This window comes from Neisseria zalophi (assembly GCF_008807015.1).
GTDB lineage: Bacteria > Pseudomonadota > Gammaproteobacteria > Burkholderiales > Neisseriaceae > Neisseria > Neisseria zalophi.
This window is the reverse complement of record NZ_CP031700.1, coordinates 18,127-42,938: the sequence shown is the minus strand read 5'-3', so window position 1 is coordinate 42,938 and position 24,812 is coordinate 18,127. Positions and strand designations below refer to the sequence as shown.

Genomic DNA, 24,812 nt, shown 5'->3' with positions numbered 1-24,812 from the left:
CGTACAAGTTCGGATTAGGCCGCTATACGAGTAGTGAGAGCTTCATTAACGGAAAGTATAACGCAGGCCGACAGAAACTTCGTGAGTATTGAGATCTGAAGTCAAGCGGTTGAAGCGATATCCGGCATCAGCAGTCAAGTTATCGTTGATTTTATAGCCGACACCAGCCAGAGCACCGATACCCACTTTAGTTGAGCTATCGGAAGTTGAGCCACGCTCATTCAAATAGCGTACGTTAGCTTCACTTTTAATTTTATTTACAGATAAACGTGCACCGACATAAGGTTGGAAATTGGATTGCATCGGTACATCGTAAATTACAGATGCGCCGATACCGCGTACTTTAACTTTTACATTGGCACTACTGTTGGCATCACGGCTAGATTCTGAAATGGTTTTGTAATGAGTATAGTCACCAGCTACACGGAAGTCACCATAATCATAACCGGCGCTAATGCGGGGCATAAAACCAGATTCTTTATAAGAATCTTTAATATTTCTGAATGTATTACGGATTTTAAATTTTTTGCCGTCATCAAATTTTAAATGAGCTAAACCGATATCGCCTTGAACATAAGGGCCGACAGTGTCATCGGCAAATGCTGCGCTTGATACAGAAGCAGCAAAAGCAGCCAATAAAAGTGCGCTAATGCGGGTAGAGGTTTGTTTCATTATGGATACCTTTCTTTAAGGGTAAAAAATGGTTGTAGATATACAAAGCAATAGAATAGGCTAAGTTGAACTACTGAGTTTTCAGAAACTGTTGAGTATTTAAAGAGGGTTTTGAAAAACAATCAATGCTAATTTAGCTATTTACAAATATTTTCATAAAGCATTTTTTAATCATTTGATTTTTAATTAAATTTTATCTGTATCTTATGTTGTATAAATCAATAACATAAAATATGGATAAGTAGGCCGCCTGAAATTTTTCAGACGGCCTACTGTTTTTATATTGGGTGCTTATATTCAGCGTTTTTGGTAGTGTTTAACCTTATCGGCTAAAAACTCACCCAATTCCAGCCACATTATAAGAACCCCGGATGGCCTTTTGCAGGATCAGTTTCACGAGCCGCCTGAGCATCTGCTACGGTCATACCCAATGCTTTGGCGACACCTTCACCATAAGCCGGATCACACATATAACAATTGCGAATATGACGGTATTTGATGAAATCTAAAGCATCACCCATCGCCGCAGCGGTATTGTTAAACAGTGCCTGCTTTTGCTCCGCATTCATCAGATTAAACAGTGCGCGTGGTTGGCTAAAGTAGTCGTCATCATCCTCACGGAAGTTCCAGTGAGCGGCATCACCGTTAATTTTTAAAGGCGGTTCAGCAAATTGGGCTTGCTCTTGCCATTGACCGAAGCTGTTTGGCTCATAGTGAGGCAGACCACCGTAGTTGCCGTCTGTACGGCCTAAACCGTCACGGGCATTGCTGTGTACGGGGCAGCGTGGTGCGTTAACCGGAATTTGGTGATGGTTTACACCCAAGCGGTAGCGTTGTGCATCGGCATAGTTAAACAAACGTGCCTGCAACATTTTATCGGGTGATACGCTGATACCCGGTACCAGATTGCTCGGTGCGAAAGCTGCTTGTTCAACATCGGCAAAGAAGTTTTCAGGGTTGCGGTTTAATTCGAACTCACCCACTTCAATCAACGGATAGTCTTTTTTCGGCCAAACTTTGGTCAGGTCAAACGGATGGTAAGGCACTTTTTCCGCTTCGGCTTCAGGCATGATTTGTACATACATGGTCCATTTCGGGAAGTCACCACGTTCGATAGAATCATACAAGTCGCGTTGATGGCTTTCGCGGTCGTTGGCAATAATCGCAGCGGCTTCTTCATCGCTCAGGTTTTTAATACCTTGCTGAGTGCGGAAGTGGAATTTCACCCAAAAACGTTCGCCGGCTTCGTTCCAGAAGCTATAAGTGTGCGAACCGAAACCGTGCATGTGGCGGTAAGAAGCAGGGATACCGCGGTCGCTCATCACAACTGTTACTTGGTGGAAGGCTTCGGGCAGCAAGGTCCAGAAGTCCCAGTTGTTGGTTGCGGAACGCATATTGGTGCGCGGGTCACGTTTTACGGCTTTATTTAAATCCGGGAATTTACGCGGATCACGCATAAAGAATACGGGGGTGTTGTTGCCGACCATATCCCAGTTGCCTTCTTCAGTATAGAATTTCAGGGCAAAACCGCGGATATCGCGTTCGGCATCGGCAGCGCCGCGCTCACCGGCTACGGTTGTGAAGCGGGCAAACATTTCTGTTTTTTTGCCGACTTCGCTAAAGATTTTGGCACGGGTGTATTTGGTGATATCGTTGGTTACGGTAAACGTACCGAAAGCGCCCGAACCTTTGGCATGCATACGACGCTCGGGAATCACTTCGCGAACAAAGTTGGCTAATTTTTCATTCAGCCATAAGTCTTGTGCCAACAAAGGGCCGCGGGGGCCGGCTGTTAAGCTGTTTTGGTTATCGGCAACCGGCGCACCGGCATTGGTAGTCAAATGGGTAACTGGACATTTTGACATAGTTTGTACTCCTTAAGTGGTTTCTTGTGTTATGTGCTGTTTTTGGCAGCGGCTTGTGTAGATAATATAAAATATTCAGTAAATCAAAGTATATAGTTAAAAATATATAGTAAATTTAACTAATCTTTTTGCTGTTTTGTATCTATGAAACATACTATACATTAAGATTTTGGCTATTAAAACTATGGATACGATTTATTTTAGTTATTTTAAATTGAAAAATAAAATCTAATAGATAATTTTAAAGTTTGATTGTGGCTCATGGTTTAGCCGTAGAATAATTAAATTTTTATTAATAACCCCAAAGATTGAAAAAAACATGCATGCAACTATTTATTTAGAAGATAGCGAATATATTGCTTTATGTGACTTATTGAAACTGGCCGGTCTTGTCGATAGTGGCGGGCAGGCGAAAATGGTGATTGCCGCTGGAGAAGTGTTGCGTAACGGTGAAGTGGAAACCCGTAAAACCGCTAAAATACGCGGCGGGGAAGTCATCGAATATAATGAAGCAGTCTTGGAGGTTGAAGATGGATACGATTCGGAAACCTGAGTTAGAATTAGAAGAAGAGCTATTACCCGAACCGGTACGTCCGGAGGCATGGGAATGTTGCGGTAGTGATTGTGGCGATGCCTGTATCCAAACCATTTATTGGAATGACAAAGCCAAATACGACGAACAACAGAAGCGCCTGAAAGAAAAACTGGCGGCGCAGGAAGCTGCCGAAAACGGAGCGGACTCCGAAACGGTGAAATAATGAATCATTTCAGACGGCCTTTTTTGAATAGAGGCCGTCTGAAAAATAAAAATATAAGGATACAACAATGAAACTGGCCGAAGCCTTAATCGAACGTGCTGATTTACAAAGAAAGCTAGCGCAGCTTGCCCAACGTTTAAAACAAAATGCCCAATATCAGGAAGGTGAAGAGCCTGCCGAGCAGCCGAAAGATTTATTAATAGAATATCGGCAGACAATAGAAAAATTAGAAAAGCTGATTGTGGCGGTGAACCAAACCAACAGCAGAGTCAGCTTATCTGATGGCACCGGTATGACAACCGCGCTGGCGCGACGTGATTTATTGAAAGCCGAATACGCAGCCTTAACGGCCTTGGCCGATGCGGCGACACCTGAGCAATCCCGCTATAGCCGTAGTGAAATTAAGATGTTATCGGCAGTCGATATTAAGGCTATCCGCCGTCAGGCTGATGAAGTGGCAAAAAAATACCGTGAACTGGATGCGTTGGTACAACAGGCCAATTGGCAGTATGATGTGCCGCTCTAACGATAAGGCCGTCTGAAAACCGTTTCGGTTAGTCTTCCGATACAAAAGTGGATACAACCTCTGTGAAAAACACATACTTGGAGTGGCAAAGGGCTGCCATATCGGGCTTTGTCCCTGTTACAACTGATGCCCAGTACAAGTGATTGTTTACACTGAACCGCTGATTGTAACTACCATGTATCGGTTTGTATCCGGAAGATGAGGGTGGGCATGTGGGAAATCGGTTTTCTGGCACGCGGCCAAATTAGCAATGATATTATCCATCGGTTTTAAAGCCGGTTTTGATGGGCGTTGGCATAACGCCCAATATTCTTTTATTTTTAAGTAGTACGGTATCGGAAAATCACCGAGGCCGTCTGAAAGCCCCGTTTATATGATAGATCTTCATTGCCATTCCAATGTTTCAGACGGCATGCTCTCGCCGGCGGAAGTGGTTCGCTTGGCCCATCAAAATGGTTGCACCATGCTGGCGTTGACCGATCACGATCATACCGGCGGTTTAGCAGAAGCTCGGGCGGAAGCCGACAGTTTGGGCTTGCGGTTTATTAACGGTGTGGAAGTTTCGGTGACGTGGCGCAAGCGAACCGTGCATATTGTCGGTTTGAATTTCGATGAAAAGAATGAAAAATTGCAAAATCTGTTGGCAGAAGTACGCAAAGGCCGTCTGAAACGCTTGGAAGCGATTGCCGGCAAACTGGAGAAAAAAGGGATTAGCGGAGCTTATGAAGGTGCTTTGGCATTGGCAGCCAATCCCGAAATGGTCAGCCGCACCCATATTGCCGAATTTTTAATCAACGAAGGTCATGTCCGCAATAAGCAGCAGGCGTTTACCAAATATTTAGGTGACGGCAAACCGGCATCGGTCGGGCATGAATGGACAACATTGGCCGAGTGTGTCGATGCGATTTGCGGTGCGGGCGGCGTAGCGGTGATTGCCCATCCGATGCGTTATGGTTTTTCGGCTACGGCCAAGCGTAATTTATTTGAAGAGTTTAAAGCCTTGGGCGGGCAGGCGATTGAAGTGCATAGCGGCAGTAGTGATAAAAACGACTGCTTTAATTATGCGCTACTGGCGCAGAACTATGGTTTATTGTCGAGCGTAGGCAGCGATTTTCACCGCTTGGGCGATTATAGCGGCGGCGTATTGGGTGTGAGTCCGGAACTGCCGGAAATCTGCCGGCCGGTGTGGGCATGTTTTCAGGCGGCCTAAAGAGTGCGGTATTGCTGGTTAGATAAAAATAGCTTGTTATTGTTTTATTCATAGAGGCCGTCTGAATGGTAAAGCGTCGTAATTCAAAGCATATAAAAGGCCGTCTGAAAATAGTTTTCAGACGGCCTCATGTTGAGGATGTTCGAGTGTTTCAGACGGCCTTGTAATAGTTTGTAGGCCGTCTGAAAGTTTACATACCTGGAAACATGCCTTTCATACCCTTCATACCCTTAGCCATGCGCATCAGCTTGGCCATGCCTTTACCGCTGAACATTTTCATCATTTGCTGAGATTGTTCGAACTGTTTCAGCATTTTATTGACTTCTTGAACGGAAGTGCCCGAACCTTGGGCTATACGACGCTTGCGGCTGGCTTTCAGCAATGCAGGGTTGGCACGCTCTTTGGGGGTCATGGAATTAATAATGGCCTCCACATGCCCCATGGCTTTTTCAGCCGTACCTTCCGGAATCTGTTTGGATAATTGGCCAAGTTCTCCCGGCATTTTAGACATCAGACTTTCCAAGCCGCCCATATTGCGCATTTGTTGGATTTGCTCTTTAAAGTCGTTCAGATCAAAGCCTTTGCCTTTGTGCAGCTTTTTCGCCATTTTGGTGGCGGCTTCTTCATCTATGCCTTTTTGTACGTCTTCGATTAAGCTGAGTACGTCGCCCATGCCGAGAATACGGCTGGCGATACGGTCTGGATAGAAAGGCTCTAATCCGTTGATTTTTTCACCGATACCGATAAATTTAATCGGTTTGCCGGTAACTTGGCGTACCGATAAAGCCGCACCGCCGCGCGAATCGCCGTCCATTTTGGTCAGAATCACACCGGTCAGCGGTAATGCTTCATTAAAGGCTTGCGCGGTGTTGACGGCATCTTGGCCCAACATGGCATCTACAACAAATAAAGTTTCAATAGGATGAACGGCAGCGTGCAATGCTTTAATTTCGTTCATCATTTCTTCATCAATCGCCAAGCGGCCCGCGGTATCGACCATCAAAACATCATAGAAATGCTTTTTCGCATAATCCACCGCAGTTTTGGCAATATCTACCGGCTTTTGTTGGGTATCTGAAGGGAAAAAGTCGACGCCGACTTGTTCGGCCAGCAATCGCAGTTGTTCGATAGCGGCAGGGCGGTATACGTCGGCGGAAACAACCAGAATTTTCTTTTTCTGATTGGTTTTCAGCAGGCGGGATAATTTGCCGACAGTTGTGGTTTTACCGGCACCTTGCAAGCCGGCCATCAAAATCACGGCGGGCGGAGCCGTTGCCAAATCTAAAGAGCTGTTTTCTTTGCCCATCAGATCGACAAGCGCATCGTTAACTATGCCGATAAAGGCTTGGTCGGGTGTTAAGCTGCCGGTGATTTCTTGCCCGAGCGCCTGTTCTTTTACTTTATTTACGAAGTCTTTAACAATAGGCAGAGCCACATCGGCTTCAAGCAGTGCCAATCTGACTTCCCTTAAAGCTTCTTTAATATTGTCTTCGGTTAATTTGGCTTGGCCGCGTATGTTTTTCAGCACACTGCCGAAGCGGTTGGTTAAGTTATCTAACATGAGCGTCCTTGAAATTGAGAAAAACTGCCCGAATCAGGCTTATCTTTGATAAAATTATTGTATTTTACACTATGCATGCGTGCAAGAATATGTATGCAAGAGAAAGTTTTCCATGCCGGTTGTATTGATTTATCTGATACTTGTCTATGCAGGATTAACAGGCTTTGTATGGTGGTATCATCAAAAACAAAATAATAAGCCTTATCCCTTAAAGGCTGAGTTAGTCGTATTGACTCCATCTTTACTGGTGCATTTAGCTGTATTACTTACCCCCGTTGTGGAAGATAAGGTGGTGATAATGGGCTTCGGCTATTCTGTCAGCCTAATTGTTTGGCTGATGTTGGCGATGTATTGTATTGGAAGCTTCTTTTACAATTTAAAAGGGTTACAGTTACTTCTTTATCCTTGCGCAGCCATGTCTCTATTAATGGCAACTATTTTTCCAGGAAAATTCACAGGGTATCAAATCAGTGATTGGCCGTTTATGTTGCATATTGGCGCTTCATTATTGGCATATGGATTGTTTGGTATCGTGACTTTACTGGCTGTTTTGATTTTATTGTTGAATAACAATCTACATAAGAAAAAAATATCCTCGTTGGTTTCTTTCTTGCCGCCGCTACTTAGTTTGGAAAAACTGATGTTTCAAGGTATGTGGGCGGGGTTCCTATTGCTAACCTATTCTGTTGTCAGTGGTACTTTTTTTGCCGATCAAATTTTCAATAAGCCGGTAATGCTGACCCATAAAACAGTTTTTGGCATATTATCTTGGTTGATTTATGGTGGATTATTGTTAAAACACGGTATGACTGCATGGCGTGGGAAAACAGTAGCAGTGTGGACGGTTATTGGTTTTATTAGCCTAATGCTTGCTTATGTAGGCAGTAAGTTTGTCTTAGAAGTCGTTTTATAAAAAAATAAAATAGATTTTGTAAAAAATACTTTTATATAAAACGGGCTACCTTTAAACAACTTTAAGGTAGCCCGCTTGGTATTGATGCTTAAATTTTCTCTATTTCTGCAATACAATAATTATTATATTGATTTTTGCCTTTGTTTACTTGGCTTTGTGATTTACATCACTTAATGTAGTTCAATGTAATTCATCTTCTGATAAAGTGCAAGCTTTCTTTGTGGGGAATATAAAATTAAATAGAAATTTATTTAAAAACAAATATCATTAAAATTAAAAATTAAAAAGTTAGGCCTTTCTAGTTATTAAGTGTGTAGGTTGTCTAAATCATAATTGCCCTATAAAAAATAGGAGCTGTTGATTAGGTTGAATATATCCAATATATATGGTTCAAGTTGTTTAAAAAATATTTATATAATTTATTTAAAATAAACAATTGGTTGTGTTTTTGGTTGCATTTTTTGAGTTTGAGGGTATTGACTGGGTGTTTTTGAGTCGGTATAGTTCGGTTTCTTCGCTGCTGACGCAGTGGCGGGAATGCTCTTTAACAACACAGAATACCGATAAGTGTGAGTGCCTGACGGCCTCACACTGCGACAAAAACAGACAGGAATAAAATCTTGTCGGTTTCTTTGAAGCAGACCAGAAGTTATAAGTTAGAGATTGAACATAAGAGTTTGATCCTGGCTCAGATTGAACGCTGGCGGCATGCTTTACACATGCAAGTCGAACGGCAGCACGGAAGAGCTTGCTCTTTTGGTGGCGAGTGGCGAACGGGTGAGTAATGCATCGGAACGTACCGAGTAGTGGGGGATAACTGTCCGAAAGGATGGCTAATACCGCATACGCTTTGAGAAGGAAAGCGGGGGCTCTTAGGACCTCGCGCTATTCGAGCGGCCGATGTCTGATTAGCTAGTTGGTGGGGTAAGAGCCTACCAAGGCGACGATCAGTAGCGGGTCTGAGAGGATGATCCGCCACACTGGGACTGAGACACGGCCCAGACTCCTACGGGAGGCAGCAGTGGGGAATTTTGGACAATGGGGGCAACCCTGATCCAGCCATGCCGCGTGTCTGAAGAAGGCCTTCGGGTTGTAAAGGACTTTTGTCAGGGAAGAAAGGGTTTGTGCTAATACCACGAACATATGACGGTACCTGAAGAATAAGCACCGGCTAACTACGTGCCAGCAGCCGCGGTAATACGTAGGGTGCGAGCGTTAATCGGAATTACTGGGCGTAAAGCGGGCGCAGACGGTTACTTAAGTCAGATGTGAAATCCCCGGGCTCAACCTGGGAACTGCGTTTGAAACTGGGTAGCTAGAGTATGTCAGAGGGGGGTAGAATTCCACGTGTAGCAGTGAAATGCGTAGAGATGTGGAGGAATACCGATGGCGAAGGCAGCCCCCTGGGATAATACTGACGTTCATGCCCGAAAGCGTGGGTAGCAAACAGGATTAGATACCCTGGTAGTCCACGCCCTAAACGATGTCAATTAGCTGTTGGGGCACTTGATGCCTTAGTAGCGTAGCTAACGCGTGAAATTGACCGCCTGGGGAGTACGGTCGCAAGATTAAAACTCAAAGGAATTGACGGGGACCCGCACAAGCGGTGGATGATGTGGATTAATTCGATGCAACGCGAAGAACCTTACCTGGTCTTGACATGTACGGAATCCTCCAGAGACGGAGGAGTGCCTTCGGGAGCCGTAACACAGGTGCTGCATGGCTGTCGTCAGCTCGTGTCGTGAGATGTTGGGTTAAGTCCCGCAACGAGCGCAACCCTTGTCATTAGTTGCCATCATTAAGTTGGGCACTCTAATGAGACTGCCGGTGACAAGCCGGAGGAAGGTGGGGATGACGTCAAGTCCTCATGGCCCTTATGACCAGGGCTTCACACGTCATACAATGGTCGGTACAGAGGGTAGCCAAGCCGCGAGGTGGAGCCAATCTCATAAAACCGATCGTAGTCCGGATTGCACTCTGCAACTCGAGTGCATGAAGTCGGAATCGCTAGTAATCGCAGGTCAGCATACTGCGGTGAATACGTTCCCGGGTCTTGTACACACCGCCCGTCACACCATGGGAGTGGGGGATACCAGAAGTAGGTAGGGTAACCGCAAGGAGCCCGCTTACCACGGTATGCTTCATGACTGGGGTGAAGTCGTAACAAGGTAGCCGTAGGGGAACCTGCGGCTGGATCACCTCCTTTCTAGAGAAAAGAAGAGGTTGTTGGGTACTCACACTTATCGGTAAGCTGTGTAAAAGATGCATGAGAAGTTTTAAGAATGCTTATGCGCAAGCTATAAGCTGTCTGTTGTTAAGACAATAGAGACCTTGGGTTTGTAGCTCAGCTGGTTAGAGCACACGCTTGATAAGCGTGGGGTCGGAGGTTCAAGTCCTCCCAGACCCACCAGAGATTCTTCGGGCAGGTTGTAGAAGCTGTCCGGACGGATAAGGGGGCATAGCTCAGTTGGTAGAGCACCTGCTTTGCAAGCAGGGGGTCATCGGTTCGATCCCGTTTGCCTCCACCAAAAGCCGCTAGGTTAAAACATATTGCTACTTTTTAAATTAAAGCCAGCTTTAAAAGCTGTTTTTAATTTGCAAAGTGACTAAGCAACAGTCGTTGTTTAGTAGGCATGCATCGCTCTTTAACAAATTGGAAAGCCGAAATCAACAAACAAAGACAATGTCGATTTACCGAAAGGTAAGTTGTACAGTATTTGGGTGATGATTGTATCGAGTAACTTATGAAAGACAAAAGGCATAAGTTACACACAACAAAAGCAGTAAGCTTTATCAAAGTATGAACATCTAATCTGATTACTCGTCAACGGTAATTTAGATGAAGTCAAAGAGGTTCTTGAAATGATAGAGTCAAGTGAATAAGTGCATCAGGTGGATGCCTTGGCGATGATAGGCGAAGAAGGACGTGTAAGCCTGCGAAAAGCATCGGGGAGCTGGCAATAAAGCTATGATCCGGTGATGTCCGAATGGGGAAACCCACTGCATTCTGTGCAGTATCCGCTCCTGAATACATAGGGAGTGAGAAGCGAACCCGGAGAACTGAACCATCTAAGTACCCGGAGGAAAAGAAATCAACCGAGATTCCGCAAGTAGTGGCGAGCGAACGCGGAGGAGCCTGTATACGATAGCCATTGAGATAGAAGAACAAGCTGGGAAGCTTGGCCATAGTGGGTGACAGCCCCGTATTCGAAATTTCATTGGTGGTACTAAATATACGACAAGTAGGGCGGGACACGTGAAATCCTGTCTGAATATGGGGGGACCATCCTCCAAGGCTAAATACTCATCATCGACCGATAGTGAACCAGTACCGTGAGGGAAAGGCGAAAAGAACCCCGGGAGGGGAGTGAAATAGAACCTGAAACCTGATGCATACAAACAGTGGGAGCACCTTTAGGTGTGACTGCGTACCTTTTGTATAATGGGTCAACGACTTACATTCAGTAGCGAGCTTAACCGGATAGGGGAGGCGTAGGGAAACCGAGTCTTAATAGGGCGTCTAGTTGCTGGGTGTAGACCCGAAACCGAGTGATCTATCCATGGCCAGGATGAAGGTGCGGTAACACGCACTGGAGGTCCGAACCCACGCATGTTGCAAAATGCGGGGATGAGCTGTGGATAGGGGTGAAAGGCTAAACAAACTCGGAGATAGCTGGTTCTCCCCGAAAACTATTTAGGTAGTGCCTCATGTATCACTTCCGGGGGTAAAGCACTGTTATGGCTAGGGGGTCATTGCGACTTACCAACCCATGGCAAACTAAGAATACCGGAAAGTGCAATCATGGGAGACAGACAGCGGGTGCTAACGTCCGTTGTCGAAAGGGAAACAACCCAGACCGCCAGCTAAGGTCCCAAATGACAGATTAAGTGGTAAACGAAGTGGGAAGGCCCAGACAGCCAGGATGTTGGCTTAGAAGCAGCCATCATTTAAAGAAAGCGTAATAGCTCACTGGTCGAGTCGTCCTGCGCGGAAGATGTAACGGGGCTCAAATCTGTAACCGAAGCTGCGGATGCATGCTTGCATGCATGGTAGGGGAGCGTTCTGTAGGCCGAAGAAGGTGACTTGAGAAGGTTGCTGGAGGTATCAGAAGTGCGAATGTTGACATGAGTAGCGATAAAGCGGGTGAAAAGCCCGCTCGCCGAAAGCCCAAGGTTTCCTACGCAACGTTCATCGGCGTAGGGTGAGTCGGCCCCTAAGGCGAGGCAGAAATGCGTAGTCGATGGGAAACGGGTTAATATTCCCGTACTTGATTCAAATGCGATGTGGGGACGGAGAAGGTTAGGTTAGCAAGCTGTTGGAATAGCTTGTTCAAGCCGGTAGGTGGAAAGTTTAGGCAAATCCGGACTTTCATAACACCGAGAAGCGATAACGATTGTCTACGGACAAGAAGTAACCGATACCACGCTTCCAGGAAAAGCCACTAAGCTTCAGTTTGAATTGAACCGTACCGCAAACCGACACAGGTGGGCAGGATGAGAATTCTAAGGCGCTTGAGAGAACTCGGGAGAAGGAACTCGGCAAATTGATACCGTAACTTCGGGAGAAGGTATGCCCTTCGATGTGAAAGACTTGCTCTGTAAGCATTGGAGGGTCGCAGAGAATCGGTGGCTGCGACTGTTTATTAAAAACACAGCACTCTGCTAACACGAAAGTGGACGTATAGGGTGTGACGCCTGCCCGGTGCTGGAAGGTTAATTGAAGATGTGAGAGCATCGGATCGAAGCCCCAGTAAACGGCGGCCGTAACTATAACGGTCCTAAGGTAGCGAAATTCCTTGTCGGGTAAGTTCCGACCCGCACGAATGGCGTAACGATGGCCACACTGTCTCCTCCCGAGACTCAGCGAAGTTGAAATGGTTGTGAAGATGCAATCTCCCCGCTGCTAGACGGAAAGACCCCGTGAACCTTTACTGTAGCTTTGCATTGGACTTTGAAGTCACTTGTGTAGGATAGGTGGGAGGCTTTGAAGCAGAGACGCTAGTTTCTGTGGAGCCGTCCTTGAAATACCACCCTGGTGTCTTTGAGGTTCTAACCCAGGCCCGTAATCCGGGTCGGGGACCGTGCATGGTAGGCAGTTTGACTGGGGCGGTCTCCTCCCAAAGAGTAACGGAGGAGTTCGAAGGTTACCTAGGTCCGGTCGGAAATCGGACTGATAGTGCAATGGCAAAAGGTAGCTTAACTGCGAGACCGACAAGTCGAGCAGGTGCGAAAGCAGGACATAGTGATCCGGTGGTTCTGTATGGAAGGGCCATCGCTCAACGGATAAAAGGTACTCCGGGGATAACAGGCTGATTCCGCCCAAGAGTTCATATCGACGGCGGAGTTTGGCACCTCGATGTCGGCTCATCACATCCTGGGGCTGTAGTCGGTCCCAAGGGTATGGCTGTTCGCCATTTAAAGTGGTACGTGAGCTGGGTTTAAAACGTCGTGAGACAGTTTGGTCCCTATCTGCAGTGGGCGTTGGAAGTTTGACGGGGGCTGCTCCTAGTACGAGAGGACCGGAGTGGACGAACCTCTGGTGTACCGGTTGTGACGCCAGTCGCATTGCCGGGTAGCTAAGTTCGGAAGAGATAAGCGCTGAAGGCATCTAAGCGCGAAACTCGCCTGAAGATGAGACTTCCCTTGCGGTTTAACCGCACTAAAGAGTCGTTCGAGACCAGGACGTTGATAGGCAGGGTGTGGAAGCGTGGTAACACGTGGAGCTAACCTGTACTAATTGCTCGTGAGGCTTGACTCTATCATTTGAAGAACTTCAGATGAAAGCTTACTGTATCCTTCAAAAGGATACGATACAAACATTACCGAAACAGTTGATTGAAATAAAAACGGCTTTACCGATTTGACAGTTTAGTCTGGCGGCCATAGCGAGTTGGTCCCACGCCTTCCCATCCCGAACAGGACCGTGAAACGACTCAGCGCCGATGATAGTGTGGATACCCATGTGAAAGTAGGTCACTGCCAGACACTTATACCGAACCCCTGATAGAATACTATCAGGGGTTTTTGCTTTTTACAGAGATATATTACAAATACTTATTGTGACGTCATGACAACAGATATGATAAATGCAGTGATAATAATTGTTAATACTTGTATGCTGCTTTATGATGGGGCTGCTGTCTGGGAAGAAGACGGTATCTTATACACAACGACAAAGGAGCAGTGATGAAGCGTTATTTGTTGGGCATCTGGGCGGCGCTATCGGTGACGATGGCTGCGGCAGCGGTGAATATCAATACGGCGGGGGCGGAGGAGTTGGCCGAGCTGCCGGGTATCGGGCCCTCGAAGGCGGCGGCGATTGTGGCCTACCGTGATGAGAATGGTGCCTTTAAGTCGGTGGCAGAGTTGAAGAATGTGAAGGGGATTGGCGACGGTATTTTAGCGAAGGTGCGCGAAGAGGCCGTTACCGCCGACAATGCCGACAATGCCGATAAAAAAGCCAAACCCGCCCTGAAAAAGTAAATACAGCCGCCTTGGCAGACTGGGAGAGAATAAAGCAGCCGGATTCGTCTATGAGCCCGGCTGCTTTAGTTTCGAAAATTGAATGATCTTTCAATTTGTTGCTTTAATCTTTTTGAATTGGTAGAACCGTTAATCTAGTTTAGTCTCAAAGGTTTTGTACTGCTTGGAATATATAAGTTTAAAATAAAGTTGACGTATAATAACTTTGTAGATATGTGCTGTGAAAGTATGCTGTTTTTATAATAATTAATTTATTAGGATGAAATATGAGTGAGGGAATATTAAACAATTCGCGTTGGAAAACTCGGCTTAGAGCCATGGGGCCAGGCATTATGATGGCATCAGCAGCCATAGGTGGTTCACATATTATTGCTTCTACTCAAGCAGGTGCGCTTTATGGTTGGCAATTGGCTTTGATTATTGTCTTTGCCAATTTGTTTAAATATCCTTTTTTTCGATTTGGCCCGCAATATACATTGTCGACAGGTAAAAGTCTATTAGAGGGATATGCGGAAAAAAGCCGTGTGTATTTATGGGTTTTTTTCATACTGAGTTTATTTGCAACGATTATTAATACTGCTGCGGTTGGTATGTTGTGTGCGGTTATTTTGAGCTTTGTATTACCCGGTGAGTGGTCGGTGAATGCGCTTTCAGTGGCCGTATTGGTTTCGGCTGTATTAATGCTATTGGCTGGTCCGTATCGTACTGTAGATAGAATATCAAAGATTATTATGATAAGTCTAACGGTGACGACAGTGGCTGCAGTTGTGGTTGCTGCTATGCAGGGAGCGCAGGTTCAGGCTGATTTTATTGAGCCCAGCCCGTGGAATTTGAGTGCTTTGGCTTTTATTGTGGCGCTTATGGGGTGGATGCCGGCACCAATTGAAATCTCAGCGATTAATTCTATGTGGGTTGCTGCGAAGCGTAAGATTGAACATGTCAGTTATGAAGATGGCTTGTTTGATTTTAATGTCGGTTATATCGGTACGGCATTATTAGCATTGGTTTTTTTGGCTTTAGGGGCATTGGTGCAATATGGTACCGGAGAAGAAGTGCAAATGGCCGGCGGTGCCTATATTGGACAGTTGGTGAATATGTATGCCTCTACCATCGGTGAGTGGTCGCGTTGGTTGGTGACATTTATTGCTTTTGCTTGTATGTATGGCACGACCATTACTGTTATAGATGGGTATTCTCGTGTGAATATGGAATCCTTGCGTTTGGTTGTAAGAGGAGAACGTAACAATAACCGTATTTTAAGTATATGGATTATTTATGCTGCTGTAACAGGGTTGAGTGTTATTTTGTTTTTTAAAGGCGCCGTGATGCCGATGCTCAAATTTGCGATGATTGCCTCTTTTGTAAGTACGCCTATCTTTGCTTGGTTGAATTTGAGTTTGGTGCGGAGTGGTAGTTATCAATCAAAACCTTGGTTAATGATATTGGCTTGGGTGGGTTTGTGTTATTTAAGCGGTTTTACAATATTATTCCTTTTACATCAAGGCGGTATGCTGGGTTAAATAGATAGGTAAATATACAAAATATATTTTAAAGGCCGTCTGAAATGTTTCAGACGGCCTTTGGTATCCGATGTTATTAATTAATAATATATTGATTATTTTGATATTTTTAATTTTAAATACATTTGTTTGTTCAGATTTTTTTAACAAAGTTGACGTATAATCACTTTTCTTAAATTGTGTAGGATATCGATTAACGGAATAGAAATATGAGTGAGAAAACAATAGATGGTTCACGTTGGAAAACCCGACTAAGTGCAATGGGGCCGGGTATTATGATGGCATCGGCAGCAGTGGGTGGTTCGCACCTTATCGCTTCTACCCAAGCAGGTGCGCTTTATGGTTGGCAGTTGGCTTTAATTGTTGTATTGGCAAATGTGTTTAAATATCCTTTTTTCCGGTTTGGCCCGCAATATACTTTATCGACCGGTAAAAGTTTATTGGAAGGCTATGCAGAAAAGAGCCGTATCTATTTGTGGATTTTTTTCTTATTGAATGTGTTTGCAACAATTATTAATGCTGCAGCAGTCAGTATGTTATGTGCGGTAATTTTAAGCTTTGTGTTGCCCGGTGAGTGGTCGATCAATATGCTTTCGGTGATTGTGTTGATTTCCGGTGTATTAATGTTGCTTGTCGGCCCGTATCGTACAGTGGATGGCATGTCGAAAATTATTATGGTGAGTCTGACGATTACAACGGTAGCAGCGGTTATCGTTGCGGCGATGCAGGGATCGCAGGTTCAGGCTGATTTTATTGAGCCGAGCCCGTGGAACTTGGGGGCCTTGGCTTTTATTGTGGCATTAATGGGATGGATGCCGGCTCCAATTGAAATTTCAACCGTTAACTCGATGTGGGTGGCAGCTAAAGCCAAACTGGAACCTGTTAAATATGAAGACGGTTTATTTGATTTTAATGTCGGCTATATTGGTACGGCACTATTGGCATTGGTTTTTTTGGCTTTAGGGGCATTGGTGCAATATGGTACCGGAGAAGAAGTGCAAATGGCCGGTGGTGCCTATATTGGGCAGTTAGTAAATATGTATGCTTCTACCATTGGTGAATGGTCACGTTGGTTGGTGACATTTGTTGCCTTTGCTTGTATGTATGGCACGACCATTACTGTTTTAGATGGATATTCCCGTGCGAATATGGAAGCGTTTCGTTTGATTATCAGAGGTGAGCGTAATACTAACCGTATCTTGGGGATATGGATTACTTTTGCGGCGATTGCTGCGTTGTGCATTATTTTATTTTTTAAAGGTGCAGTGATGCCGATGCTTAAGTTTGCTATGATTGCTTCTTTTGTAAGTACGCCAGTATTTGCTTGGTTAAATTTAACTCTGGTACGTAATAGTAATTATGGATTGAAACCATGGTTAATGGTGTTGGGCTGGATAGGGTTGATCTATTTAAGCGGATTCACTTTATTGTTCCTCGCGCATCAAGGTGGTATGTTCGGTTAGATTAGAACAATACTCGTAATACTTTTAGAGGCCGTCTGAAATATTTCAGACGGCCTCTATATCTATATTTTTAAAAAAAATTAACTTGGTTAGTTATATGGCATGAGTACATCCCGAAATCATGCTTTTTAGTGTTTGTGGTTCTAATATTTTAATATGTTTATGATCTACGCTAATCAGTCCTTCATGATGAAATTTTGATAAGGTTCGGCTCACCGTTTCCAATTTCAATCCTAAATAACTGCCTATTTCTTCGCGAGACATTCGTAGGATAAAGTCATTAGCAGCAAATCCACGGGAATGAAGTCGGGTGGATAAATTTAATAGAAATGCTGCCAACCGTTCTTCAGCGCGCATGTTGCCAAGTAGTAACATCACGCCTTGGTCACGTACAATTTCACGGCTCATTAATCTGAAAAAATGGGTTTGTAAGCTTGGTATAGTCTTACCCAATTCTTCCATATTGGCAAACGGTAGTTCGCATACTTCGCCATCTTCTAATGCGATGGCATCACAACTGTGGGTACGCGTGCAGATACCATCCATACCCATAAGCTCGCCTGACATAAAGAAACCGGTAACCTGATCACGTCCGTCTTGACTGGCAATAGTCGTTTTAAAAAAGCCGGTACGGATGGCGAATAAAGAAGAAAAAGGTTCGCCTGCGCGGAAAAGGCATTCACCTTTCTTTAAGCGGCGGCTTTGACGGATAACGGCATCTAATTGGGCAAATTCAGACGGCATTAAGCCTGAAGGCAGGCACAGTTCACGTAGAGAACAGGTAGAACATAGTGTTTTCATCTGATTGTGTATGGTGCGAGAGGGCATATTTAAACCTTTTAAATAAATAACTAAGCAACTTTATTTCGCCCTTACGGATTATATTTTGACCCGCATCAAAGCATATTTGCCATAATGTTGTTATTCTACCAAAATACGCCGTATCTGCCTATTTATTAATAATAGGGCAGTTTTTGTTTATTATTTGATTTTTTTAATTTAATTAAATCAATAATTTGATTTGTGTTTTTATAAGTGCGAATGATGTAAATATTACAACATTAAATCATTACATATATTCACTTGATTTCTAAATAGAACATGTCTGCTAATCAATATGAAGACTATTGAAATAGTTTCGAATATTTCCTCTGAGTTTGATCGAAAACTGATTGGATCGTTGCCTGCCTCCGGACCACGTTATACTTCCTATCCGACTGCAGATCGTTTTCTCAGTAGTTTTACGGATAAAGAATATCTCAAAGCATTGAATGCTCGTCAAATGGGGGTGTTGAATAAGCCTCTTTCACTTTATATTCATATTCCGTTCTGTAATACCATTTGTTATTACTGTGGTTGTAATAAAATTATTACCAAAGATACGGGTAAGGCAGATAATTATATTGAATATCTTGAAAGAGAGTTGGCATTGCTTGCACCTTATTTGAATGGGCGGCGACCGCTAATTCAACTCCATTTCGGTGGTGGTACACCGACTTTCTTGAGTAATGAGCAACTCGAGCGTGTGTTTAATATTATCCATCGTTACTTTGATTTGCTGCCTGATGGTGAATATTCTATTGAAATTGATCCACGCAAGGTAACTCGGGAAACTGTATTTCATTTGGCACGGCTGGGTTTTAACCGCATGAGTGTCGGTATTCAGGACTTCGATCCCAAGGTCCAAAAAGCGGTGAACCGTATTCAAACATTTGAAGAAACCAAAGAAGTGATTGATGCAGCGAGAGAAGCAGGTTTTAAATCTATTAGCGTTGATTTGATTTATGGCTTGCCTCACCAATCAAAAGAAACGATTAAACCGACTTTGGAAACAGTACTTTCTTTGAATCCTGATCGTTTGGCACTTTATCATTATGCGCATCTACCACATATTTTCAAACCGCAACGCCGTATTGATACAGACAGCGTGCCCGGTAGCGAAGAAAAACTGGACATACTTCAATATGCCGTTCAAACCTTAACTTCACGAGGTTACCTCTTTATTGGTATGGATCATTTCGCCAAGCCTGATGATGAATTGTCTCTTGCACTCAAAGAGGGCAGGCTTCAACGTAATTTTCAAGGCTACTCTACTTATGCCGACTGCGATTTGTTGGCACTTGGCGTGTCTTCAATTGGTAAGATCGGTAATATTTATGTTCAGAATGAGCGGGATATTAATGCTTATTATGATGCCATTGATGCTGGTCGATTGCCTGTAATGCGCGGCTATTGCTTGAGTAAAGATGATTTATTGCGACGTAATATTATTCAAGATTTAATGTGTCGATTTTCATTAGATTTTCAAATTTATGAGAGTGTTTTTTGTATTCGTTTCTCGCAATATTTTCAAACCGAATTGACTGATTTGCAGCAATTAGCCGAACTGGGTTTATTGAAGATAAGAAAAAACGGATTGGATGTTACTGCTAAAGGACGTTTCCTTATTCGTAATATTGCTATGGTTTTTGATTATTATTTACGACATAAAGAAACCATAGCGCAATATTCCAGAACAGTTTAGTTTGTTAATTTGGTTTCAGTATCCTCCGTATGAAGAAGATGGCGGCTTCTTTTATTGATAGGTAGAATATAATGCTTTAACAAAACGCCGTCTGAAAAAATTATGCCACCGCTTACTTACTTTGTTACCGGAACCGATACCGAATCAGGCAAAACATTTTGTACCGCTGCTTTGTTGCGAGCGGTTGCTCGTCGGGGGCAGATTAGTATCGGGTTTAAGCCGGTGGCTTCGGAGGCCGGCGAAGGTGGCTTAAATGCGGATGTTTTGGCACTGCAAGCCGCATCATCTGTTCGTTTGAATTACAACCAACATAATATTTATACCTTTTCAGAGGCTACCGCTCCTCATTTGGCGGCTGCCGATATGGGCATAGTCATTCAACCACAAAAATTGAGTGATGGTTTGACTGAGCTGAAAAAACAAGGTGATTTTGTTCTCACTGAAGGGGCTGGAGGGTGGCTGACACCACTCAACTCCGAAACTGATTTTTCAGATTGGGTTGTATTTGAACGGTTGCCGGTTATTTTGGTGGTTGGTATGAAGTTGGGCTGCCTTAACCATGCTTTACTGACAGTGCATGCCGTTGCGCAAGCCGGATTGCCGTTGGCAGGTTGGATTGCTAATTGTTTGAGTATATACCCACATCGTTTTGAGGATTATTTGGCTGAATTAAAACAGCGTATTCCAGCACCTTTTCTTGGTGCCATGCCTTATCTTCCGGATGCCGATGCTGAAAAGGCTTCGGCTTATCTTTCTATTGAACCGCTCTTAGATTCCAAAAAATGAGAAAAATAATTTTTTGAATTATTTTAAGTGTGGGTAATTAACTATTTATTAATATATTTTCAATATTATATTATGTGATTTTCTGTAAAATGAGATTTATCTCATTTATTTTCATTTTTATACTATAACTTGCCTAATTAATAGGCGCAAAGATAAAATAACAGCATATTATTTTTATAATGCTTTAGCTTAAATAAATATTTTGAAATCAACATTTTCATTATCTTATTTATAAAGATTTCGCTCGAATGTTTTCAGACGGCCTGTGTGAGCCAGCAGGCCGTCTGAAATATGGGTATTTAGGTATAAAATCAAAACGGACGGGATGATGGATACTCCAAAAAATAATGCTGATAATATGGTTGAGCGCCGCCGATCGTCTCGCCGCAAACGTAACCTGACATTGGCTACTTTGTTTTTTATTGTGATTGCGCTGGGTTTTGCCATTGCTTATTTTTTAATTTGGCAGCATGAAGAAGAAACAGATGATGCTTATGTGGCCGGCCATTTGGTGCAAATCACTCCGCAAGTGGGTGGCACGGTGCGTAAAGTGCTGGTTGATGATACCGATTTGGTGAAAAAAGGCGATGTTTTGGTATTGTTGGACGATAGCGACTTCCAATTGGCTTACGACCGTGCACAAAATGAATTGATTCAAGCCATCCGGCAATACAACCAACAATCTGCTGCAGATAGTCGTGCCAAAGCACAAGTTTTGATGCGTAAGGCTGATTTGGCTAGAGCGCAATCAGATTTGCGTCGTCGTCAGTCATTAGAAGGAACAGACGCGATTTCAGGCGAAGAATTGAGCCATGCACGTGCTGCCGTTGTGCAGGCACAAGCTGCCTTAAAAGCGGTTGAGGCAGAAGAGGTGGCGGCGCAGGCCGCTTTAGGTAAAAATATTCCTTTGCGCCAACAGCCGGCAGTACAAACAGCGATTAGCCGAGTTAAAGATGCTTGGTTGAATTTGCAGCGTACTCAAATCCGTGCACCGATGATGGGGCAAATTGCCAAACGTAACGTCCAAGTTGGTCAGCGCATTGCGCCGGGGGCTTTAATGATGGCAGTGGTGCCTTTGCAGAATTTATGGGTAGACGCTAACTTTAAAGAGGTGCAATTACGAAAAATGCGTATCGGTCAGCCTGTGGAAATGACAGCGGATCTTTATGGTAGCCGTGTGGTATTCAAGGGTAAAGTAATGGGATTATCGGCCGGAACGGGCAGTGCGTTTTCTTTGTTGCCACCGGAGAATGCCACCGGTAACTGGATTAAGGTCGTGCAACGTGTTCCGGTACGTATCAGTTTGGATCAACAGCAATTGAGGGCAAATCCACTGCGTGTCGGTTTATCTATGCAGGTAACAGTGGATACCTCTAATAGTGCAACTGGAAAAACGATGGCCGAAGCAGCTGATAGAAATGTGGCCGCGGCTGAAGCTGATGTAGTAGATTGGTCGGCGGCTGATGCACTTATTGAGCAGATTTTTGATAAATATGCCAAATAGCTATTGGTTGGAATCATAAGTATTAGGCCGTCTGAAAAAAACAGATTTCAGACGGCCTTTATTGTCAAATCACTAAGATTGCAACAGTATATCTATTATTCATTCGGAATAATATTTAGAATTTTTCAGACGGCTTTGCGGTAAACCGGATACCGATATCACGATGAGTATATAAATATGAAGGCCGTCTGAAATAATATCAACCTCAACATCATTTAAGAAAGTATAGATTGAAATGGCTCATCCCCCTTTAAAAGGTGTCAATCTGGTATGGGTAACGCTGGCATTGAGCTTGGCGGTGTTTATGGAGGTTTTGGATACCACCATTGCCAATGTGGTTGTGCCTGTAATCGCCGGAGATTTAGGTGCGGCAACCACTCAGGGAACTTGGGTGATTACGGCGTTTGCAGTCGCCAATGCGATTTCTGTGCCGTTAACTGGTTTTCTTGCCAATCGTTTTGGTGAAGTGAGGGTATTCGTCGTTTCGATTATCGGCTTTGTCATTACCTCGTGGTTGTGTGGTATGGCACCAAATTTAACCGTGTTGGTTTTGTTTAGGGTTGTACAGGGGTTTGTTGCGGGGCCGCTGATTCCGTTGTCGCAAAGTTTGCTGATGGCTTCTTATCCGCCTGAAAAGCGAACGTTGGCACTGGCACTTTGGGCGATGACAGTGGTGGTCGCGCCGGTATTGGGGCCGATTTTAGGTGGCTGGATTTCTGATAACTGGCATTGGGGCTGGATTTTCTTTATCAATATCCCCGTTGGCGTGGTGGCGGCAGTTGTGACATGGAAGCAGTTGAGTCGGAGAGAAACCGAAATTAAAAAGACTCCTATCGACTATACTGGCTTGGTGCTGATGATTATTGGTATCGGCGCTTTGCAAATGATGCTTGACCGAGGTAAAGAGCTGGATTGGTTCGCTTCGAATGAAATTATTATATTAGCTGTGGTGGCAGTGGTTTGTTTAACTTATTTTATTATCTGGGAATTGGATGAACGGCATCCCATCGTTGATTTATCTTTGTTCAAAGACCGGAATTTTACAGTCGGTACGATCGCCACTTCTTTGGGCTTTATGTTGTATATGGGTACATTAACCTTGTTGCCATTAGTGTTGCAGACAAATTTGGGCTATACCGCCACTTGGGCCGGATTGGTTGCCGCTCCAATCGGATTTTTTCCCGTTTTATTGTCGCCTATTATCGGACGGTTCGGCCACCATGTCGATATGCGCTGGTTGGTAACGGCAAGCTTTTTGATTTTTGCTTGTACATTCTATTGGCGCACTGATTTTTATGTTGATATGGGTATGTCAAGTGTGATTGGCCCGCAGTTTTGGCAGGGTTTGGGCGTTGCTATGTTTTTCTTGCCATTAACTACCATTACTTTGTCGCATATCCCTAATGCACGACTTGCCGCAGCAGGCAGTTTGTCCAATTTTTTAAGGGTGTTTATGGGTGGTGTTGGGGTGTCGATTGTGACTACCTTATGGGAGAGAAGGGAAGCTTTGCATCATGCAAGATTAACTGAACATATCAATGGATTCTCGCCACAAATGCAAAGTGCCGCCCAAGCTATGTCGCAATCAGGTTTATCGCAAGAGCAAGGTTTGGAAAGTATGAGACGGCTCATTACCCAGCAAGGTTTTATTATCGGATCCAATGAGATATTTTTTGCAGGCGGGCTGTTGTTTATTGCATTGATTGTTGTGATTTGGTTTGCCAAACCACCGTTCGGCTCTCCGACAGGCGGAGGGCATTAATGATGTGGTTGGTATGACAATATGTTTGTGGCCGTCTGAAAAGTTTTCAGACGGCCTTATGACTTATTTTATCCGGCTCGTAATTTAAGTAATAAATCTCTAAAAACATTGGGATCTTTAATGAATGTGATTTCACCTTCCTGGGGGAAATGAAAATCCATAAGACGAGAGACCCAAAAACGTAGGCAGCCGGCTCGTTTTGCAATAGGGTAATAATTGTGCTCTTCAGCACTTAATGAGCGGATACTTTCATATCCGGCTAAAAAAGCCTGCTCAAGAGTGGCGTCAGGCTGATTATCGGCAGTTCGTGCCCAGTCATTTACGGCAATGGCTAAGTCATACATAAAATTACCATTGCAGGCGTAATAAAAATCAATAAAACCGGCAACTTCCTCACCATTTAATAAAACATTATCTTTAAACAGATCCGCATGAATAATACCTGATGGTAAATTTTCACCATTATGTTCATCAATAAAACGGATTTCACTTTGGAGTAATTCAGCATCTTCCGTATTTAACATAGGCTGTAATCGAACGGCAGCCTCGTGCCACCATCGTGTGTAACGGGGATTATCCATGGTTAATGGAAAGTTTTTGCCGGCTAGATGCATTTTGGCCAACATTTCACCGGTATGGAAACACTGTTTTTCAGACGGCCAACTAGTATTTGAACCCTCTAGACAAGTTACCAAGCAAGCTGGTTTTCCCGATAAAACCGAGTCAAACTTTCCGTCTTTACGGGGTATAGGAGCAGGGCAGGCGACACCGTTTTGGCTTAGATGTTGTTTCAGAATTAAAAAGAAAGGCAGTTCATTTTGTTTTAATGCTTCGAAAATAGTTAAAACAAAACGCCCCTTAGTTGTCGTTAAAAAGTAATTACTATTGGTAATTCCTTGAGCAATTCCTTGAAGTGAAAGAAAATCACCTAAATCGTAATCAGTCAGAAACTGGCACATCTCTTCATCGGAAACACTGGTATAAACAGACATAACCTAAGCCTTATAAAAATGAACACCAAATCATATCAAAAAAATATACTTATCAGCTGACTTAATGTACGAAAAAATAGAGTTGTAGTAGCCGAATATTGAGAAAGATAAAGCGCTCTTCAAAAAATTCTCAAGATAAACAATGTGGTGATGAAGGAGTGTATATTTTTGAGTTTGTGGGTATTGACTGGGTAGTTTTGAGTCGGTATAGTTCGGTTTCTTCGCTGCTGACGCAGTGGCGGGAATGCTCTTTAACAACACAGAATACCGATA

17 protein-coding genes, 2 tRNA genes and 3 rRNA genes are annotated in these 24,812 nt (G+C 44.0%); 17 read left to right on the top strand and 5 right to left on the bottom strand.

From position 1 onward, the window contains the following. Window positions 1-45: 45 nt before the first annotated feature. Together D0T92_RS00195 and D0T92_RS00190 are read right to left on the bottom strand one after the other, a co-directional pair. The gene (locus D0T92_RS00195; RefSeq protein WP_151049109.1) at window positions 46-672 is read right to left on the bottom strand and encodes an opacity family porin; all 627 of its coding nucleotides are present in this window, start codon (window positions 670-672) and stop codon (window positions 46-48) included. Between the two features lie 356 nt (window positions 673-1,028). After that, the gene (locus D0T92_RS00190) at window positions 1,029-2,537 is read right to left on the bottom strand and encodes a catalase (RefSeq protein ID WP_151049107.1); all 1,509 of its coding nucleotides are present in this window, start codon (window positions 2,535-2,537) and stop codon (window positions 1,029-1,031) included. Window positions 2,538-2,856: 319 nt separating this feature from the next. Between D0T92_RS00190 and D0T92_RS00185 the strand changes: the two genes are divergently transcribed. The 4 genes from D0T92_RS00185 (at window position 2,857) to D0T92_RS00170 (ending at window position 5,031) form a co-directional block, all read left to right on the top strand. Further along, window positions 2,857-3,090, top strand: a complete 234-nt coding sequence (locus D0T92_RS00185) for an RNA-binding S4 domain-containing protein (RefSeq protein ID WP_151049105.1) — start codon at window positions 2,857-2,859, stop codon at window positions 3,088-3,090. Next, complete coding sequence (locus D0T92_RS00180; protein ID WP_151049103.1) at window positions 3,068-3,295, top strand: hypothetical protein; 228 nt, start codon at window positions 3,068-3,070, stop codon at window positions 3,293-3,295. Before D0T92_RS00185 ends, D0T92_RS00180 begins: the two co-directional genes overlap by 23 nt. Before the next feature lie 67 nt (window positions 3,296-3,362). Further along, window positions 3,363-3,821: a DIP1984 family protein gene (locus tag D0T92_RS00175; RefSeq protein ID WP_151049101.1), complete on the top strand. Its 459-nt coding sequence runs from the start codon at window positions 3,363-3,365 to the stop codon at window positions 3,819-3,821. A gap of 373 nt (window positions 3,822-4,194) precedes the next feature. Continuing rightward, window positions 4,195-5,031, top strand: coding sequence for a PHP domain-containing protein (locus D0T92_RS00170; RefSeq protein WP_151049099.1), 837 nt, complete (start codon window positions 4,195-4,197; stop codon window positions 5,029-5,031). Between the two features lie 190 nt (window positions 5,032-5,221). Here D0T92_RS00170 and ffh read toward each other — a convergent pair whose 3' ends face one another. Beyond that, complete coding sequence (gene ffh / locus D0T92_RS00165) at window positions 5,222-6,592, bottom strand: signal recognition particle protein (protein ID WP_151049097.1); 1,371 nt, start codon at window positions 6,590-6,592, stop codon at window positions 5,222-5,224. 112 nt (window positions 6,593-6,704) lie between these two features. Here ffh and D0T92_RS00160 point away from each other — a divergent pair, with 112 nt between their 5' ends. From D0T92_RS00160 to D0T92_RS00120, 9 genes are all read left to right on the top strand, one after another. Next, on the top strand, window positions 6,705-7,505 hold the full coding sequence (locus D0T92_RS00160) for a cytochrome C assembly family protein (RefSeq protein ID WP_151049095.1): 801 nt from the start codon (window positions 6,705-6,707) through the stop codon (window positions 7,503-7,505). Window positions 7,506-8,170: 665 nt separating this feature from the next. After that, window positions 8,171-9,711 (top strand): 16S ribosomal RNA (locus D0T92_RS00155). Window positions 9,712-9,838: 127 nt separating this feature from the next. Beyond that, window positions 9,839-9,915, top strand: a tRNA-Ile gene (locus D0T92_RS00150). Window positions 9,916-9,957: 42 nt separating this feature from the next. Further along, window positions 9,958-10,033, top strand: a tRNA-Ala gene (locus D0T92_RS00145). Between the two features lie 341 nt (window positions 10,034-10,374). After that, window positions 10,375-13,263: ribosomal RNA gene (locus D0T92_RS00140) — 23S ribosomal RNA — on the top strand. 114 nt (window positions 13,264-13,377) lie between these two features. Then, window positions 13,378-13,490: ribosomal RNA gene (gene rrf, locus D0T92_RS00135) — 5S ribosomal RNA — on the top strand. Together the 16S, 23S and 5S rRNA genes with 2 tRNA genes alongside form the textbook arrangement of a ribosomal RNA operon. A 201-nt stretch (window positions 13,491-13,691) precedes the next feature. Continuing rightward, window positions 13,692-13,988, top strand: coding sequence for a ComEA family DNA-binding protein (locus tag D0T92_RS00130; RefSeq protein WP_151049093.1), 297 nt, complete (start codon window positions 13,692-13,694; stop codon window positions 13,986-13,988). A gap of 266 nt (window positions 13,989-14,254) precedes the next feature. After that, window positions 14,255-15,508, top strand: a complete 1,254-nt coding sequence (locus D0T92_RS00125) for an Nramp family divalent metal transporter (RefSeq protein WP_151049090.1) — start codon at window positions 14,255-14,257, stop codon at window positions 15,506-15,508. 209 nt (window positions 15,509-15,717) lie between these two features. Further along, the gene (locus D0T92_RS00120) at window positions 15,718-16,971 is read left to right on the top strand and encodes an NRAMP family divalent metal transporter (RefSeq protein ID WP_151049088.1); all 1,254 of its coding nucleotides are present in this window, start codon (window positions 15,718-15,720) and stop codon (window positions 16,969-16,971) included. Between the two features lie 93 nt (window positions 16,972-17,064). On the opposite strand, the gene fnr is transcribed toward D0T92_RS00120, so the two are convergent. Next, entirely contained in the window at window positions 17,065-17,799 is a 735-nt protein-coding gene (fnr, locus tag D0T92_RS00115; RefSeq protein ID WP_225315115.1) for a fumarate/nitrate reduction transcriptional regulator Fnr, read from the bottom strand. Between the two features lie 289 nt (window positions 17,800-18,088). Here fnr and hemN point away from each other — a divergent pair, with 289 nt between their 5' ends. The 4 genes from hemN (at window position 18,089) to D0T92_RS00095 (ending at window position 23,547) form a co-directional block, all read left to right on the top strand. Beyond that, the gene (hemN, locus tag D0T92_RS00110) at window positions 18,089-19,495 is read left to right on the top strand and encodes an oxygen-independent coproporphyrinogen III oxidase (RefSeq protein ID WP_151049086.1); all 1,407 of its coding nucleotides are present in this window, start codon (window positions 18,089-18,091) and stop codon (window positions 19,493-19,495) included. 102 nt (window positions 19,496-19,597) lie between these two features. Beyond that, the gene (bioD, locus tag D0T92_RS00105) at window positions 19,598-20,281 is read left to right on the top strand and encodes a dethiobiotin synthase (RefSeq protein WP_151049084.1); all 684 of its coding nucleotides are present in this window, start codon (window positions 19,598-19,600) and stop codon (window positions 20,279-20,281) included. A 328-nt stretch (window positions 20,282-20,609) separates the two neighbouring features. After that, a complete protein-coding gene (locus D0T92_RS00100) occupies window positions 20,610-21,785 on the top strand; it encodes an HlyD family secretion protein (RefSeq protein ID WP_151049082.1) in 1,176 nt (391 codons plus the stop codon). Window positions 21,786-22,020: 235 nt separating this feature from the next. Beyond that, entirely contained in the window at window positions 22,021-23,547 is a 1,527-nt protein-coding gene (locus D0T92_RS00095; protein ID WP_151049080.1) for a DHA2 family efflux MFS transporter permease subunit, read from the top strand. A gap of 68 nt (window positions 23,548-23,615) precedes the next feature. Here the strand turns inward: D0T92_RS00095 and thrB are convergent, their stop codons facing one another. Next, window positions 23,616-24,539, bottom strand: a complete 924-nt coding sequence (gene thrB / locus D0T92_RS00090; RefSeq protein ID WP_151049078.1) for a homoserine kinase — start codon at window positions 24,537-24,539, stop codon at window positions 23,616-23,618. Window positions 24,540-24,812 lie beyond the last annotated feature (273 nt).

Excerpts from the sequence above, each read along its gene's own strand:
- bioD (WP_151049084.1), top strand. The coding sequence starts at position 19,598 with ATGCCACCGCTTACTTACTTTGTTACCGGAACCGATACCGAATCAGGC.
- D0T92_RS00100 (WP_151049082.1), top strand. The coding sequence starts at position 20,610 with ATGGATACTCCAAAAAATAATGCTGATAATATGGTTGAGCGCCGCCGA.
- D0T92_RS00170 (WP_151049099.1), top strand. The coding sequence starts at position 4,195 with ATGATAGATCTTCATTGCCATTCCAATGTTTCAGACGGCATGCTCTCG.
- fnr (WP_225315115.1), bottom strand. The coding sequence starts at position 17,799 with ATGCCCTCTCGCACCATACACAATCAGATGAAAACACTATGTTCTACC.
- ffh (WP_151049097.1), bottom strand. The coding sequence starts at position 6,592 with ATGTTAGATAACTTAACCAACCGCTTCGGCAGTGTGCTGAAAAACATA.
- D0T92_RS00095 (WP_151049080.1), top strand. The coding sequence starts at position 22,021 with ATGGCTCATCCCCCTTTAAAAGGTGTCAATCTGGTATGGGTAACGCTG.
- D0T92_RS00125 (WP_151049090.1), top strand. The coding sequence starts at position 14,255 with ATGAGTGAGGGAATATTAAACAATTCGCGTTGGAAAACTCGGCTTAGA.
- D0T92_RS00190 (WP_151049107.1), bottom strand. The coding sequence starts at position 2,537 with ATGTCAAAATGTCCAGTTACCCATTTGACTACCAATGCCGGTGCGCCG.
- D0T92_RS00175 (WP_151049101.1), top strand. The coding sequence starts at position 3,363 with ATGAAACTGGCCGAAGCCTTAATCGAACGTGCTGATTTACAAAGAAAG.
- D0T92_RS00130 (WP_151049093.1), top strand. The coding sequence starts at position 13,692 with ATGAAGCGTTATTTGTTGGGCATCTGGGCGGCGCTATCGGTGACGATG.
- hemN (WP_151049086.1), top strand. The coding sequence starts at position 18,089 with ATGAAGACTATTGAAATAGTTTCGAATATTTCCTCTGAGTTTGATCGA.
- thrB (WP_151049078.1), bottom strand. The coding sequence starts at position 24,539 with ATGTCTGTTTATACCAGTGTTTCCGATGAAGAGATGTGCCAGTTTCTG.
- D0T92_RS00180 (WP_151049103.1), top strand. The coding sequence starts at position 3,068 with ATGGATACGATTCGGAAACCTGAGTTAGAATTAGAAGAAGAGCTATTA.
- D0T92_RS00120 (WP_151049088.1), top strand. The coding sequence starts at position 15,718 with ATGAGTGAGAAAACAATAGATGGTTCACGTTGGAAAACCCGACTAAGT.
- D0T92_RS00185 (WP_151049105.1), top strand. The coding sequence starts at position 2,857 with ATGCATGCAACTATTTATTTAGAAGATAGCGAATATATTGCTTTATGT.
- D0T92_RS00160 (WP_151049095.1), top strand. The coding sequence starts at position 6,705 with ATGCCGGTTGTATTGATTTATCTGATACTTGTCTATGCAGGATTAACA.
- D0T92_RS00195 (WP_151049109.1), bottom strand. The coding sequence starts at position 672 with ATGAAACAAACCTCTACCCGCATTAGCGCACTTTTATTGGCTGCTTTT.